Source organism: Pseudomonas sp. GD03875 (assembly GCF_029840585.1).
In the GTDB taxonomy this organism is placed as follows: Bacteria; Pseudomonadota; Gammaproteobacteria; order Pseudomonadales; family Pseudomonadaceae; genus Aquipseudomonas; species Aquipseudomonas paralcaligenes.
The window spans coordinates 47,639-62,304 of the sequence record NZ_JAOCCV010000025.1 but is presented as its reverse complement, the minus strand read 5'-3'; the positions used below and the strand labels follow the sequence as shown (position 1 = coordinate 62,304).

The 14,666-nt window shown below is 68.8% G+C and carries 18 protein-coding genes; 9 read left to right on the top strand and 9 right to left on the bottom strand.

The window, feature by feature from the left end; all coding sequences use genetic code 11:
* Window positions 1-19: 19 nt before the first annotated feature.
* From N5D30_RS19390 to N5D30_RS19380, 3 genes are all read left to right on the top strand, one after another.
* On the top strand, window positions 20-238 hold the full coding sequence (locus N5D30_RS19390) for a DUF3820 family protein (RefSeq protein ID WP_137971305.1): 219 nt from the start codon (window positions 20-22) through the stop codon (window positions 236-238).
* A gap of 91 nt (window positions 239-329) precedes the next feature.
* Window positions 330-1,100, top strand: a complete 771-nt coding sequence (locus N5D30_RS19385; protein ID WP_279910275.1) for an SDR family oxidoreductase — start codon at window positions 330-332, stop codon at window positions 1,098-1,100.
* A 294-nt stretch (window positions 1,101-1,394) separates the two neighbouring features.
* Window positions 1,395-2,291: a hypothetical protein gene (locus N5D30_RS19380; protein WP_279910274.1), complete on the top strand. Its 897-nt coding sequence runs from the start codon at window positions 1,395-1,397 to the stop codon at window positions 2,289-2,291.
* A 369-nt stretch (window positions 2,292-2,660) separates the two neighbouring features.
* On the opposite strand, the gene N5D30_RS19375 is transcribed toward N5D30_RS19380, so the two are convergent.
* From N5D30_RS19375 to N5D30_RS19345, 7 genes are all read right to left on the bottom strand, one after another.
* The gene (locus N5D30_RS19375; protein ID WP_279910273.1) at window positions 2,661-3,191 is read right to left on the bottom strand and encodes a hypothetical protein; all 531 of its coding nucleotides are present in this window, start codon (window positions 3,189-3,191) and stop codon (window positions 2,661-2,663) included.
* 46 nt (window positions 3,192-3,237) lie between these two features.
* Entirely contained in the window at window positions 3,238-3,987 is a 750-nt protein-coding gene (locus tag N5D30_RS19370; RefSeq protein WP_279910272.1) for a polysaccharide lyase family 7 protein, read from the bottom strand.
* A gap of 189 nt (window positions 3,988-4,176) precedes the next feature.
* Entirely contained in the window at window positions 4,177-5,490 is a 1,314-nt protein-coding gene (locus N5D30_RS19365; RefSeq protein WP_279910271.1) for an FAD-binding oxidoreductase, read from the bottom strand.
* 134 nt (window positions 5,491-5,624) lie between these two features.
* A complete protein-coding gene (locus N5D30_RS19360; RefSeq protein ID WP_279910270.1) occupies window positions 5,625-6,989 on the bottom strand; it encodes a glutamine synthetase family protein in 1,365 nt (454 codons plus the stop codon).
* Window positions 6,990-7,080: 91 nt separating this feature from the next.
* Complete coding sequence (locus N5D30_RS19355; RefSeq protein WP_279910269.1) at window positions 7,081-7,236, bottom strand: hypothetical protein; 156 nt, start codon at window positions 7,234-7,236, stop codon at window positions 7,081-7,083.
* A 137-nt stretch (window positions 7,237-7,373) separates the two neighbouring features.
* Complete coding sequence (locus N5D30_RS19350; RefSeq protein ID WP_279905052.1) at window positions 7,374-7,787, bottom strand: HPF/RaiA family ribosome-associated protein; 414 nt, start codon at window positions 7,785-7,787, stop codon at window positions 7,374-7,376.
* 393 nt (window positions 7,788-8,180) lie between these two features.
* Window positions 8,181-9,092, bottom strand: coding sequence for a LysR family transcriptional regulator (locus tag N5D30_RS19345; RefSeq protein WP_279910268.1), 912 nt, complete (start codon window positions 9,090-9,092; stop codon window positions 8,181-8,183).
* Window positions 9,093-9,206: 114 nt separating this feature from the next.
* Here N5D30_RS19345 and N5D30_RS19340 point away from each other — a divergent pair, with 114 nt between their 5' ends.
* From N5D30_RS19340 to N5D30_RS19330, 3 genes are all read left to right on the top strand, one after another.
* Window positions 9,207-9,806: a short chain dehydrogenase gene (locus N5D30_RS19340; RefSeq protein WP_279910267.1), complete on the top strand. Its 600-nt coding sequence runs from the start codon at window positions 9,207-9,209 to the stop codon at window positions 9,804-9,806.
* Window positions 9,807-9,877: 71 nt separating this feature from the next.
* Window positions 9,878-10,183 (top strand): I78 family peptidase inhibitor, encoded by a 306-nt coding sequence (locus N5D30_RS19335; RefSeq protein ID WP_220812770.1) that lies wholly within the window; start codon window positions 9,878-9,880, stop codon window positions 10,181-10,183.
* Complete coding sequence (locus N5D30_RS19330; protein ID WP_279910266.1) at window positions 10,183-10,635, top strand: hypothetical protein; 453 nt, start codon at window positions 10,183-10,185, stop codon at window positions 10,633-10,635. Before N5D30_RS19335 ends, N5D30_RS19330 begins: the two co-directional genes overlap by 1 nt.
* Here the strand turns inward: N5D30_RS19330 and N5D30_RS19325 are convergent.
* The gene (locus tag N5D30_RS19325) at window positions 10,611-10,976 is read right to left on the bottom strand and encodes an antibiotic biosynthesis monooxygenase (protein WP_279910265.1); all 366 of its coding nucleotides are present in this window, start codon (window positions 10,974-10,976) and stop codon (window positions 10,611-10,613) included. The genes N5D30_RS19330 and N5D30_RS19325 overlap by 25 nt on opposite strands.
* 185 nt (window positions 10,977-11,161) lie before the next feature.
* Between N5D30_RS19325 and N5D30_RS19320 the strand changes: the two genes are divergently transcribed.
* Window positions 11,162-11,905 (top strand): transporter substrate-binding domain-containing protein, encoded by a 744-nt coding sequence (locus tag N5D30_RS19320; protein ID WP_279910264.1) that lies wholly within the window; start codon window positions 11,162-11,164, stop codon window positions 11,903-11,905.
* A gap of 109 nt (window positions 11,906-12,014) precedes the next feature.
* The gene (locus tag N5D30_RS19315) at window positions 12,015-12,926 is read left to right on the top strand and encodes an AraC family transcriptional regulator (RefSeq protein ID WP_279910263.1); all 912 of its coding nucleotides are present in this window, start codon (window positions 12,015-12,017) and stop codon (window positions 12,924-12,926) included.
* On the opposite strand, the gene N5D30_RS19310 is transcribed toward N5D30_RS19315, so the two are convergent.
* Window positions 12,927-13,811 (bottom strand): pseudouridine synthase, encoded by an 885-nt coding sequence (locus N5D30_RS19310; RefSeq protein ID WP_279910262.1) that lies wholly within the window; start codon window positions 13,809-13,811, stop codon window positions 12,927-12,929.
* A gap of 159 nt (window positions 13,812-13,970) precedes the next feature.
* On the opposite strand from N5D30_RS19310, the gene N5D30_RS19305 reads away from it, so the two are divergent.
* Window positions 13,971-14,666 carry an aspartate/glutamate racemase family protein gene (locus N5D30_RS19305; protein ID WP_279910261.1) on the top strand — a complete coding sequence of 232 codons (696 nt, stop codon included), beginning with the start codon at window positions 13,971-13,973 and terminating at the stop codon, window positions 14,664-14,666.

Genomic DNA, 14,666 nt, shown 5'->3' with positions numbered 1-14,666 from the left:
CCGCACCACCGATACCGCCATGAATCCCGAAGACCTCCTCCTGCTGGTCACCCGCACCATGCCCTTCGGCAAGTATCAGGGCAGGCTGATCGCCGACCTGCCGGGCAACTACCTGAACTGGTTCGCCCGCGAGGGCTTCCCCAAGGGCGAGATCGGCCGCCTGCTGGCGCTGATGCAGGAGATCGACCACAACGGCCTGAAGCCATTGCTGGAGCCGCTGCGCCAGGGCAAGCGCTGATGCCCCGGCATTTGCGCCGGCTATAAGCACCACATCCGCCGGCCGCCTCGATTAGGGTATGGGCTCGTTCCCATTGCCCCGAGGAGTTTCCATGCATCCCTATTTCAGCCTGCAGGGCCGCACCGCCCTGGTCACCGGCGGCAGCCGCGGCATCGGCCGGATGATCGCCCAGGGCCTGCTCGAGGCCGGCGCCCGGGTGTTCATCTGCGCCCGCGACGGCGACGCCTGCCGCCAGGTGGCCGAGGAACTGTCGGCCTACGGCGAGTGCATCGGCCTGGCCGCCGACCTGTCCGGCGAGGAAGGCGCCCGCGCCCTGGCCGAAGAACTGAGCGGCCGCGTCGAACGCCTCGACATCCTGGTCAACAATGCCGGCACCACCTGGGGCGCGCCGCTGGAGAGCTACCCGGTCAAAGGCTGGGAGAAGGTCATGCAGCTCAACGTCACCGCCGTTTTCAGTTGCATCCAGCAGTTGCTGCCACTGCTGCGCAAGGCCGGCAGCGAGGCCAGCCCGGCGCGGGTGATCAACATCGGCTCGGTGGCCGGCATCAGCTCGTTCGGCGAACAGGCCTACGCCTACGGCCCGAGCAAGGCGGCGCTGCATCAACTGTCACGCCTGCTGGCCCGGGAACTGGTGGGCGAGCACATCAACGTCAACGTGATCGCCCCCGGGCGTTTCCCGAGCAAGATGACCCGGCACATCGCCGGCGACGAGGCGGCCATGGCCGAGGACGTGGCCCACATCCCGATGCGCCGCTGGGGCCGTGAGGAGGAAATGTCCGCCCTCGCCATCAGCCTGTGCAGCGCGGCCGGCGCCTACATGACCGGCACCATCATCCCCATCGACGGCGGCTTCAGCCTCTAGCCGTTCCCGCCCAGGTAACAACAGCCAGACCTTCGACGCCTCGCAGGCCTGGCTGGCGCGGGTGTCGACAAGGCTCGTCCAGCGGCTCGCCGAGGGGGCAAGCGCCTTCGGCGAGCCCTCCCACGCGCCCCGGCCTATCAGGCGCCGCCGGCTTTGCGCCGATATCGACGTCCCCCGCGGCCCAGCCCCGCAACAAGAACCTGAACCTTACCGACTGACGCTCTCACTAACCCATAGGAGCCGGCGATGTGCCGTCCCCGCAGTGGGTTTTTCCGTCCAAGTAAGGATAAAAAAATGATCACCACACCCGATCTTGCTGCAACTGCCCTGGATGAATCCGCCAGCACCTCTGGTGTTTCCTGGGCCGCGATCTTCGCCGGCGCCATCGCCGCGGCGGCGTTGTCGCTCATTCTCATCCTGCTCGGCTTCGGCCTTGGCTTCAGTGCGGTCTCGCCCTGGAACAACGAGGGTATCAGCGCCGAAGGCTTGGGCATCTCCACGATCATCTGGCTCGCCCTGACCCAGATCATCGCGGCGGGAATGGGCGGCTACCTCGCCGGCCGCCTGCGCGTGAGGTGGACCACGCTGCATGGTGACGAGGTGTTTTTCCGCGACACCGCGCACGGCTTCCTGGCGTGGGCCGTGGCGACCCTGCTCACCGCGACCGTGCTGGTGGGCTCGGTGAGCGGCATCGTCGGTGCCGGCGTACAGGCCAGCGCACAGGTCGCATCCGGCGCGGCACCAGCGGCCCTGGCCGGAGCCGAAGAAGAATACGGCTACTACATTGACGGCCTGTTCCGTGATGATCGCCCGGCGCCCAGCGCGGATGATGCCGCTCATGGCGTGGTCGCGCGCATCCTGGCGCGCAGCCTGGACAACGACGGCGAACTCTCCGCGGCCGACCGCGCCTACCTCATACAGCTGGTATCGCAACGCACCAACCTCTCACCCACCGAGGCCCAGGCCCGTGTCGACGAGGTCTATGCCCAGGCCCGCGAGAGCGTGGTGCAGGCCAAACAGGCCGCCGATGAAGCCCGCAAGGCGGCCGCGCACGCCACCTTGTGGATGTTCGTCGCGCTGTTGATCGGCGCCTTCGTCGGCAGTTTCGCCGCCACCTTCGGTGGTCGCAGCCGTGACGCAGTGGTGGTGGTCGTCAGCGACTACCGCACCACTACCGCCCCGCTTCGCTGATAACAAGGAGAACAGACATGCGCTCACTTCTGCTGTGGTTCCTCGGTGTACCGATCCCGCTGATCATTCTGATCGCCGTGCTGACCTGATAGTCCCCCGCTGAAAAAAGGCCGCTTCCTCGATAGGGAAGCGGCCTTTTTCATGGTTATGTCCCCGTTACGTGTTGCGCGGTCAAGCTCCGCCATCGCAACGCTGCACCCTGCCTGCCCCTGGTTCCCCGCCTGCGCGGGGATGACGGTTTCGGAAGAAACTTCCACCCTATCTCGTCATTCCCGCGCAGGCGGGAACCCAGAAGAGCTCAAGGCACTACAACATCTGACGGGGACATCGCTTTTTTCATGCGTAGCACGATACGGTGTGGCGCGCAGTTCACTCGTCCTGGGCGGCCTTCAGCGCCTCATAGGCCGGTGCCGCGTAGATACCGACATCGACCGCCAGCTCCAGCACCCGCGGCAGGTCGCTGGTGTAGACCAGCACGCACTGCAGCTCGTCGTCCAGCGGCTCGCTGAGGTCCACCAGCACGTAGCCGCCCTTCTCCTTGTACAGCGCCGAGAGCTGCACCTGGATACGGTTGAGCGCCTTGAGCGGCTCGACCTTCTGCAACTGCTTGGGCTTGATGTTGAAGCTCACCTGCGGGCCGAAGGAGTCGATGATCTGCTGCAGCAGTTCATCATAGGAATCGGCCTGGAACAGTACGGTCTCGGGCAGGCTGCCGACCACCACCCACTCGCCCAGCGGGATGGGGAAATCGTCGTCGTAGTTGACGTCCGGATTGGCAGCGAGGAAGGCGGCCGGGTCGGCGTAGGCCTGGGCCGCCTCGTCGGCGATGCGGGCGATCTCCTCGTCGGTCATGCAGCCGGAGCTGATCAGGGTGACGAGTTCGAGGAGCTGGGCTTTCATGGGGCGGTCCTGGGCGGTCGAGACGGGCGCATAGGATACGTCCGGGCTAGTCGTGGCGCACGCTCAACTGGGTGAACTGCACTTCGCCCACATCGTCGTCACCGTCGCCCTCGTCGTCCTGCACGTAGGCGCCGGCCTTGAAGTAGAAGCCCACCTGGCGCCAGGCCGGGTCCGCCGCGTAGAAGTCGTGGTCGATGCGCTCGCCGTTGACCTCCACCGCCAGCACGCCGTCGCGCACCTCGATGCTGTAGGAGAACAGGTCGTTGTCCACCGGGGTGGCGAAGACGTGGCGGATGTCCTCGTTGCTGCCCTTCGGGTGGCGCTTGATCAGCGCCTTGAGCCGGCCCTTCTCCCACTGCAGCTTGACCAGCGGGCGCGCATCGAAACCGTGGACCTGGCCGACGATGATCTTCTGCGTGCTCGGCGCGCGCAGCACCCGCGCGCTGGCGCTGAGCCGGTGGTGGCCGTCGCCGTTCCAGTTGCGGTTGTCGTCGGCAGGGTCGAGCAGCTCGCGCAGTTCCGCGCGCGGGTAGTCGGAGTTCCTGGTGCTGCCGGCGCCGGCGGGGGCCATGAACACCATGGCGCCGTTGTCGGCCAGGTGGAAGTAGCGCGAGGCGTAGCCGGCGCGCAGCTCCGCACTGGGCACCTCGCTGGCCTTGGCGTCCGGCAGGGTGAGCTTCCAGTGCGACAGGTCGTAGTTGGCCCCCGGCGCCTGGAAGGGGCCGTCGTCCTGGTCCTTGCTGCAGCCGGCCAGCACCAGCAGGCCACAGCCCAGGCAAAGTAGTGATCGATGCATCGCCGCGCTCCCGGATCGCTCGTCGCGCCCTCTGTACAGGCTCTGTGCAGACAACGCGGGCGCCGGCCGGGTTCACGGCCGGCGTCCAGGGACTCACCGAAACAATCGTCATTCCCGCGCAGGCGGGAAGCCAGAGGCACCCGGACTCACGCCTGCGCGGGCGTTACAAGGAAGAAGTTTCTCAGCGCCCTAGCGCAGCTTCTCCAGCATCTGGTAGTACCACATGCCGGCGGCCAGCATCGGGTTGCCGAACACGTCGCCCAGCGGCACCTTGATGTGCTTGCAGGCGGCGAAGGTGTCGTAGTGGCCCAAGGTGCCGGTCAGGGCATTGGCCATGATCTCGCCCATGATGTGGGTGGTGGCGACGCCGTGGCCCGAGTAGCCCTGGCAGTACCAGACGTTCGGCGAGAGCTTGCCCAGCTGCGGGATGCGGTTCATCACGATGCCCATGGCGCAGCTCCACTGGAAGTCGATCTTCACGCCCTTGAGCTGGGGGAAGGTGCGCTCGATGCACGGGCGCAGCTCGCCGGCGATGTCGCGCGAGTCACGCCCGGAGTAGTTGGCACCACCGCCGAACAGCAGACGGCCGTCGGCAGTCATGCGGTAGTAGTCGAGCACGAAGCGGCAGTCGTACACGGCCAGGTCCTGCGGGTTTATCTGCTTCGCCCGTTCGCCCAGCGGCTCGGTGGTGACGATGCCGCCCATGGCCGGGAAGATCATGCCCTTGAGCTGCTTGCGCTCCAGCTTGTGGTACACGTCGCCGGCCAGCAGCACCTGCGCCGCGTCGATGCGGCCGTGGGCGGTGACCACCGCCGGCCGCGCGCCGTGGACGATGTCGAGCACATCGGAATGCTCGAAGATCAGCGCGCCGAGGCTCTCGGCCGCCTTGGCCTCGCCGATGCACAGGTTGAGCGGGTGCAGGTGCATGTTGCGGGTGTTCTTCACCGCGCCCAGGTACAGGTCGCTGGCCAGGTGCTCGCGCACCCCGGCGGCGTCGAGCAGGGTCACCTCGTCGCCCATGCCGCGGCGCACCGCTTCCTCGTAGGCGCCGCGCAGCTCGTCCATGTGGCTGGGCTTCATCGCCGCGTGCAGGTGGCCGTGCTTGAGGTCGCAGCGGATGCCGTACTTCTCCACCCGGCTCTTGATGATCTCGTGGCCGCGCCAGCGCAGGTGCCAGATGAAGTCGTCCACTTCCGCGCCGAGGCGGTCGCGCATCTGCTTGCGCATGGCCTCATCGCCGGACAGGCTGCCGGTGACCTGGCCGCCGTTGCGCCCGGTAGCGCCCCAGCCGATCTTGTGGGTCTCGACGATGGCTACCTTGAGGCCGCGCTCGGCCAGTTCCACGGCGGTGGCGACGCCGGTGAAGCCGCCGCCGATGATGGCGACGTCGACGCTGACCTGGCCCTGCAGGGTCGGGTAGTCGGTCTCGACGTTGAGGGATGCCGAATAGTAGGACGGTGCACGTTCGGCGGCCGCTCTGACGGGTTGGTTGATGGCATTCATTGCAGAATCCTTGTGGCGGTCGCCGCCGTAGGGTGCGCTACGCGCACCGATGAATCCGGGTGCTTTGCGGCCAAGGCCGCTCCCACATCGGACACACCTTGTGGGAGCGGCCTCGGCCGCGAAGCTTCTATTCGTCAGGCGTTGGTCAGGTACCAGCGCCAGTCTTGCTCGCCCACCTCGCCCATGAACTGGCGGTATTCGGCGCGTTTCACCGCCAGGTAGACGCTCAGGAACTCGGCGCCGAAGGCCTCGCGCGCCCAGTCGGAGCGCTCCAGGGCGCGCAGCGAGGCCAGCCAGTCGGTGGGCAGGTGTTCGGTGGCCTGGGCGTAGCCGTTGCCCTCCACCGGCGCGCCAGGGTCGAGGCGCTCGCGGATGCCGCGGTGGATGCCGGCGAGGATGGCTGCGGCGGCCAGGTAGGGGTTGGCGTCGGCGCCGCAGATACGGTGCTCGACGTGCCGGGTCGGCGCCGGGCCGCCCGGCACACGCAGCGACACGGTGCGGTTGTCCACGCCCCAGGTCGGCGCCAGCGGCGCGTAGCTGTTGGCCTGGAAGCGCCGGTAGGAGTTGGCGTTGGGGCAGAACAGCAGCAGCGAGTCGAGCAGGCTGGCGAGCATGCCGCCGACCGCCTGGCGCAGCAGCGGGCTGCCCTCCTTCGCCTCGCTGGCGAACAGGTTGTCGCCCTGCCCATCCGCCAGGCTCACGTGCATGTGCATGCCGGTGCCGGCCAAGTGATCGAACGGCTTGGCCATGAAGCAGGCCTGCATCCCGTGCCGGTGCGCCACGCCCTTGACCAGGCGCTTGTAGCGCACGGCCTGATCCATGGCCTGCAGCGCGTCGCCGTGCTCCAGGGTGATCTCCACCTGGCCCGGCGCGTATTCCGAGATCGCCGTGCGTGCCGGGATGCCCTGGGCCTTGCAGGCGGCGTAGAGGTCGGCGAGGAATGGTTCGATCTGCTCCAGCTCGCGCAGGCCGTACACCTGGGTGCTGCGCGGGCGGCCACCGTCGGCGTCCAGTGCCGGCTGCGGGCGGCCCTGGGCATCGCGCTGCTGGTCGAGCAGGTAGAACTCCAGCTCGCAGGCCATCACCGGGTGGTAGCCGTCGGCCTTCAACCCGTCGATCACCCGCACCAGCAGGTGGCGCGGGTCGGCGACCGTGGCCGGCATGCCCTCGGTGGGGTGCAGGCTGACCTGTACCGCGGCGGTGGGGATGCGCCGCCAGGGCATGCGCTGCAGGCTGCCGGACAGCGGGTAGGCGCGGCAGTCGATGTCGCCCACCTCCCAGACCAGGCCGGAGTCTTCCACGTCCTCGCCATGCAGGGTCAGGCCGAGCATGGTGCTGGGCAGCGGCCGGCCGCTCTCGTACAGCGCCGGCAGCTCCTCGCGGTGCAGCAGCTTGCCGCGCGGCACGCCGTTGGCGTCGAGGACAAAGAGTTCGAACAGTTCGATATCGGGGTTGGCTTCGAGGAAGGCCTGGGCCTCCTCGACGGGGGCGAATCGCATGGAGCCTCGCTTTGCGCCAGGGGCGCTCTGTCTGGAATGACGGCAGACAAGAAGTCAGGTGGCAGCCGCGTGCATGGCGCGGTCGCGTTGTTCAGACGATAGCGGGGCGGGCATCCGGTGGCCGGGCGTGGCGACAGTGCCAGAGCGCCCAGAAGGCCAGGATCTCGGGGAGCAGCACGTCGGCGCCGACGGCCCTGAGCAGGCGCGGGCGGAGGCAACGACGGGAATGGAGGCGGGACAAGCTCATGGCGGTGAGACTCGCATGGCCGCGAGCCGCGGTTAAATCGGATTTTCTACACACTCAGTTCAGCGCCGACTAAACAATCCGCGACGCCCCCTGAAACGACAACCGCCCCGTGAGGGGCGGTTGCCTGAGCGTGGCGGTCAGCCACGCTCCAGATCACGCTGCCGGGTGAAGAATTCCTCCTCCAGCAGCGAATCGGTGGATTCCGTCTCGGCGGTCTCGGCGATGCGGCCGGTGGAAACGCCCCTGGCCTCCAGGCGGCCGGCCAGGTGTTCCAGGGCGTGGCGCATCTTCTCGGCAGCGCCGTCGATGGCCGCCCCCACGGCGTCGGCCTTGTGGCTCACGGAGAGGGGCTGGTGACCCTTCAGCCGGGCCTCGATCTGGCAGCGCTTGTCGTCGCTGCCGGATTTCTGCGCGTTCTCGTCGCTGATGTGCACGACCACCCGGGTCAGCATCTCGTCGAAGTGTTCCAGCCGGTCCGCCATCTCGGCGCTGACCCATTCCTGAAGCCTGGCGCTACCTTCGATCTGGTTCGTGTGAACTTGAACTTGCATAGGGCTTCCTCGCTTTCCTGAGGTCGGCGGCTGCAAGGTCCGGGCGGGCGAAGCGTCTCCTCTGTGGCTGCCTGCCCGGTATCGCGCGTCGCCGTCGACGCGCTCCCCCACCATGCCGCACAACCGAAAACGGACCGGGACGATCCCGGTCCGGATGAATCGCTGTGCCCAGTCTTACTACACCCGCCCGGCCGGAGCAAACCCGATCCGCCGGGGAGTGTTTCATCTGGTTGCATCGGTCGGGAGGCCAGGGGGTTGTACGAAAAGTCGGCCGAGCGAAGGTGATGCTAGGCAAAAAACCGGTGAGGAAGCGGAGTGTACGAGTGGTACATGAGCATTCCGAACCGATTTTTAACAACGCATCGCCGAGCGCAGGCACTTTTCGTACAACACCTAGCGCAGGCCATCCAGGGCCTGGCGACTGCGCTCGAACCAGCCCAGCAGGTAGTCGGCCAGCGCCCGCGTGCGGCGCGGCAGGCCGCCCTGCCAGGGATGGACGAGGAACACCGGCGTGCTGCGCGTCTGGTAGTCGCGCAGCAGCCAGACCAGGCGGCCGTCGGCCAGTTCCTCCTGGATCATGTAGGACGGCAGGCGGGCCACCCCGGCGCCGCTCAGCGCCGCCTTCTTCAGCAGGCTGTAGTGGTTGCTGGCCAGCTGGCCGGACACCCGCACCCGCTCCAGCTGGTGCTGGCGGTGGTACAGCCACTCCTCGAAGCCGCTGTAGTGAGTGTTGAGCAGGCAGTTGTGCGCGGCCAGCTCGGCCGGCGTGCGCGGCACCGGCTGGCGCGCCAGATAGGCCGGCGCCGCGCAGGTGATCTCCTGCAGGGCGAACAGCGGCCGGGCCACCAGGCGCTCGTCCGGCTGCTGGCTGGAGCGGATGGCCAGGTCGAAGCCCTCGGCCAGCAGGTCGCGATAGGCGTTGGCCAGGTCCAGTTCGACCCGCACCTGCGGGTGGCGGCTGGCGAAGTCCAGCAGCAGCCCGTCGAAGAAGGTCTCGCCGAGGGACACCGGCACGGTCAGCCGCACCGTTCCGCTGACCTCTTCCTGCAGGCCGCGCACCACCTGGCGCGCGCGCTGGGCCTGGGCCTGCAGCGCCTGCGCCTCGGGCAGCAGCGCGGCGCCGGCGGCGGTCAGGTGCAGGCGCCGGGTGGTGCGGTGCAGCAACTGGCTGCCGAGGCCGCGCTCCAGGGCGCTGATGCGCTTGGACAGCTGGCCCTTGCTGCAGCCCAGGCGCTCGGCGGCGGCGGTGAAGCTGCCGGCCTCCATCAGCAGGGCGAAGGCGGCCAGGTCTTCCAGATCGCTCATGGTGGGCTCTCATTGTTTCCTTTTGAGAACCAAAGGTTTCACATTGCCTGGATTATTGGCAACAGAACCTCGCCTAAGCTGGTCCCCGTCATCCACCCACACGGGAGTTTCACCATGAAGATCATCCTCATCGGCGCCAGCGGCACCATCGGCCGCGCCATCGACCACGAGCTGAAGGACCGCCACCAGATCATCCGCGTCGGCCGCACCAGCGGCGAGCTGCAGGTCGACATCACCGACCCCGACTCCATCCGCCGCCTGTTCGAGCGCACCGGCCGCTTCGACGCGCTGATCAGCGCCGCCGGCAACGGCCACTTCGGCCCGCTGGAGGAACTGACCGCCAAGGAGTTCGCCGTCGGCCTGGACGACAAGCTGATGGGCCAGGTCAACCTGGTACTGATCGGCCGCGAGTTCGCCAACGACGGCGCCTCCTTCACCCTCACCTCCGGCGTGCTCAGCGAGGACCCGATCCGCCACGGCAGCGCCCTGAGCATGGCCAACGCGGCGGTCGACGGCTTCGTCCGCGGGGCCGCCATCGAGCTGCCGCGCGGCCTGCGCATCAACAGCGTGAGCCCGACCGTGCTGGAAGAGTCGCTGCCCGCCTACGGCGCCTACTTCCGTGGCTTCAGGGCGGTGCCGGCGGCCACCGTGGCGCTGGCCTACGCCAAGAGCGCCGAGGGCCGGCAGACCGGGCAGGTGTATCGCGTATTGTGACCGGGGCGGTTGCCTGGGCGGGCCGACGGTGGCACGGTGGGGGCCTGTTTCAGCTGCCAAGGACGTCCGCCATGCCCCGCATCCATCCCCTCCCCGCCCTGCTCCTCGCCGGCCTGCTGGCCGGCTGCGCCTCCTCCCCGGACCAGGACGGGCCGGCCGCCGCCAAGGGCGACGGCCGCTGCGACGCGGAGGCGGTGCAGCACCTGGTGGACAAGCGCATCACCACCGAGATGGCCGAGGAGGCCCGCGTGGAATCCGGCGCCGAGCACCTGCGCGTGACCGCGCCCAACCAGGCGGTCACCCTGGAGTACAACCCGCGGCGCCTGAACATCGACATCGACGAGGACGACACCATCATCCGCCTGAGCTGCGGCTGATGCGCGCCCTGCTCTGCGGCCTGCTCGGCCTCTGCATCGCCGGCCAGGCCATGGCCCTGGGCCGGGAAGTCGGCTACGACGAGGCCCGCGAGCGCTTCGCCAACCTGCGCCAAGTGGTCGAATGCGGCACCTGGGAACAGGGCGAGCGGGTCAACGAACTGCGCCTGCTGCGCTTCACGATGTACGCCCAGGACCTGATCTTCGTCGACCGCGTCACCCCCGACCACGCCGGCGAAACCTGGCAAGTCGAGCGGGGCTACGGCTTCGCCGAGGTCAACAACGACCACGCCGAGCTGAGCTTCTCCCGCCTCACCTGTTCCAGCGATGGCGGCTCGCAGCTGCGGATCGAGGGGCAGGTCGAGAACGGCCACGACCAGAGCCAGTGGAACGTCCGCATCGAACTGGACCTGGACAGCGGCTCCTACCGCTACGACGCCAGCGCGGTGGAGTAGCGCTCCACCCGCATCTCCATGTGCCGGACCAGGCCGTCGCTCACCAGTCGGCCGAGCAACTGCAGGTGCGGCAGCCGCAGATGGGCTTCCAGCGCCTGCTCGGACGTCCAGTACCCTCTCAGCCGCCACGTGTCGCCGGCCGACTCGCGCAACAGCTCGCAGCCGAGGCAGGCCGCATCGCCACGGGCCAGCGCCTGAAGCTCGCGCAGGCAACGGCCCAGTTCCTCGCCGGCACCGTCCCGGGCCTGGAGGCGGGCCAGGCTGGTGACCGCCGCGGCTCCGCCCGGCCATGACCAGGCCGGCTGCCCGGCGGCGCGTCGTCTCTCTGCAATCGATGCCATGGCATGCTTCTCCTTGAACGGGCGCCCTTGACGTTGCAGAGCATGGAGCCCGCAGCGCCGGTCGCGTTAGCCGGAAACTGCACGCCGTTTGCCCGATCCTGCCGATGCTCCGACTCCCCCGACCGGTTGCACGGGCGGCCCGGAAGCTGCACCCTGCCGCCATCCCCGAACCGCCGAGACCGGTCTTGAAAAGCCTGCTGACCACCCTGTTGATGCTCGTCCTGCTCCCGGCACACGGGGCGGACTGGCAGGTCTACACCCACAGCCTGGGCAACCAGGCCCACGCCGTCGACGGCACCCTGCACGGCATTCCCCACGCCGGCAAGCGCGCCTTCCACGTCGAGCTGGTGCGCGAGCTGCTGAAGGAAGTGGGATTGCCCGACGAGATGGTCGAGGTGCCACTGGCGCGCGGCCTCCTGCTGGTGCAGTCGCGCCCCCGCGTGGTGCTGTTCAACCTCAGCCGCGCGCCGGATCGCGAACACCTGGTGCACTGGGTCGGCCCCACCCTGGAAGAGACCGACTACCTGTACGAACTGAAGGCGCAGCCGACCGGCATCCGCGAGATCGGCGACGCCGCGGGGCTGACGGTGTGCGTGCTCAACGGCAGCTCGCACGACCGCCTGCTCGGCGAGCGGGGCTTCACCCGGCTGCGCCGCGCCAATTCCTATGCCGGCTGCTTCCGCATGCTCGCCGCCGGCCGCGTGCGGCTGGTGGCCTCCGCCGACAGCGACCTGGCGAGCAAGCTGGCGGACGCCGGGGTGAACGCCGACGAGGTGACGCCGAGCGCGGTGTCGCTGGGCCAGGACAGGGGCTACATCGCCCTGTCGCGGCAGACCTCGGCGGAGGACGTGCAACGCTGGCGCGACGCGCTGGAGCGCCTGAAGGGAGACGGACGCTACCAACGGCTGCATGGCGCATTCGCCTACTGAGGCGATCTGCACAAAACTGCAGGCGCCTTGCCCATTCCTGCCGATATCGCCGCTGGGGCAGGATTTCCCCCGCTGCGCGGATTAAGCTGCGGGCAACCGGAGACCCGCCATGCCAGCACCCGTTACCGAGCCCCATGTGGAAACCCAGCGCCAGGAACTGGCCAGGCTGATTGCCCAGTTCTGCCCCGCGGACGGCGTCGTCGAGACGGCCGTGCCCAACCTGGCGCTGTTCCGCGCCGCCGAGCCCTCGCCCATCACCCACACCCTGTACCGCCCGGCCCTGTGCATCATGGCCCAGGGCCAGAAGAAGGTGCGCCTGGAAGACGAGGTCTACTGCTACGACCCGCTGCACTACCTGGTGACCTCGGTCACCCTGCCTGTCAAGGGCGAGGTCACCCTGGCCTCGCCGGACGCGCCCTACCTCAGCCTGCGCCTGGACATCGCCCCCGGCGAGCTGGGCAGCCTGCTGGCCTCCGCCGGCCCGCTCGGGGTACCCAACCGCAGCGGTGGCCGCGGCCTGCACGTCGACCCCATCGACGCCCCGCTGCTGGACGCCGTGCTGCGTCTGCTGCGCCTGCTGGAAACCCCGCGCGACATCGCCATGCTCGCCCCGCTGGTGCAGCGGGAAATCCTCTACCGCCTGCTGCAGAGCCCCCAGGGCCAGCTGCTGCGCGACATCGCCACCGCCGACAGCCAGGCGCACCGGGTCAACCGCGCCATCGAATGGCTGAACCGCCACTTCGACGAGCCGCTGCGCATCGACGAACTGGCCCGGGTCGCCAACCTCAGCACCTCCACCCTGCACCACCGCTTCAAGGCGGTCACCGCCATGAGCCCGCTGCAGTACCAGAAGCAGCTGCGCCTGCAGGAAGCGCGGCGGCTGATGCTGTGCGAGAACCTGGACGTGTCCAGCGCCGGCTACAAGGTCGGCTACGAGAGCCCGTCCCAGTTCAGCCGCGAATACAGCCGCCTGTTCGGCGAACCGCCGGTGCGCGACCTGGCGCGGCTGCGCGCGGGCTGACTACCACTCCAGCTCGATGCGGCTCTCGAAGCGGCGCGGCTCGCCGCTCAGCGGGTCGGTGAAGGCCAGGCTGTGGGCGAGCAGCTTGAGCGGCCGCGCGAAGTCGTCCACGCCCTTCTCGTCGACGAGTTCGGGGTAGAAGGTGTCGTTGAGGATCGGCGCGCCCAGGGCCGCCATGTGCACGCGCAGCTGGTGCTGCTTGCCGGTGACCGGGAACAGCCGGTAGCGCCACAGATCGTCGCGCCGCTCCAGCACTTCCAGCAGGGTCTCGCTGTTCGGCTCGCCCGCCACCTCGCGCATGCGGAAGAACGGCTCACCCTTCTCCAGGCGGCTGTGCCGGCGCAGCGGGAATTCGTGCTGCGGCAATGCCGGGGCGATGGCCTGGTAGCGCTTGTCGATGCGTTTCTCGCGGAACAGCGCCTGGTAGGCGCCGCGGCTGGCCGGGTCGGCTGAGAACAGCACCAGCCCGGCGGTGTGCCGGTCGATGCGGTGCAGCGGCGCCAGGTGCGGATTGCCGGTGTCGCGGACCAGGCGGGTGAGCAGGGTTTCCTCGGCGTAGTCGCCGGCCGGCATCACCGGCAGGAAGTGCGGCTTGTCCGCCACCAGCAGGTGCCGGTCCTGGTGCAGCACCTGGGCCTCGAAGGGTATCCGGCGCTCGTTGTCGATCTCGCGGAAGTAGCGCACGCGCATGGCTTCGCGGTACGGCGTCGTGGCGTCCAGCGGATTGTCCCGGTCGTCCAGCACCAGGCCGCGCGCCATGCGCGCCTCCCAGGTCTGCCGGGGTATCCGCGGGAAGCGCGCGCACAGGCAGTCGAGCACGGTCGGCCAGTCGCCCGGCGGCAGGTGCAGGTAGCTGGGGCGAACGTGCAGGGGTGGCCGGGACATGCTGGGAGCCTGACGGGAAAGCCGCGCATTATTCCTCAGGCGGGAGAAAAATGCCGCCCGTCCGTCCAGGGACTGTAGGCCCGGATTCGTCGCCCACTGTAGCTGCCCGGCGCAGCCGCGCCGACGCACCATGGCGGCTCGACCCACGAGGAGACAGCGATGAAGACCATGGGCCTGATCGGCGGCATGAGCTGGGAATCCACCCTGCCCTACTACCGCTATGGCAACGAAGCGGTGAAGGCCGAGCTGGGCGGCCTGCATTCGGCGCGCCTGGTGCTGTACAGCGTGGATTTCCACGAGATCGAGCAACTGCAGCGCAGCGGCGAGTGGGACCGCGCCGGCGCGCTGCTGGGCGAGGCGGCGGCGGCGCTGGAACGGGCCGGCGCGGACTTCCTGGTGCTCTGCACCAACACCATGCACAAGGTGGCCGACGGCATCGAGCGGGCCGTGGCCATCCCCCTGCTGCACATCGCCGACCCGACTGCCGCAGCGATCCGCGACGCGGGCCTGCGCCGGGTCGGCCTGCTCGGCACCCGCTTCACCATGGAGCAGCCGTTCTACCGCGAGCGCCTGGAGAACCACCACAGCATCGAGGTGCTGGTGCCCGACGAGGCGGACCGCGACCTGGTGCACCGGGTGATCTACGACGAACTGTGCCTGGGCCAGGTGCGCGAGGCATCGCGCCAGGCCTACCGCCAGGTGATCGAGCGCCTGGTTGAGCGGGGCGCCGAAGCGGTGATCCTCGGCTGCACCGAGATCGGCCTGCTGGTGGGCGACGCGGACGCCCGCGTGCCGCTGTTCGACACCACCCTGCTGCACGCCCGGGCGGCGGCGAAGGCGGCGCTGGCGGAGTAA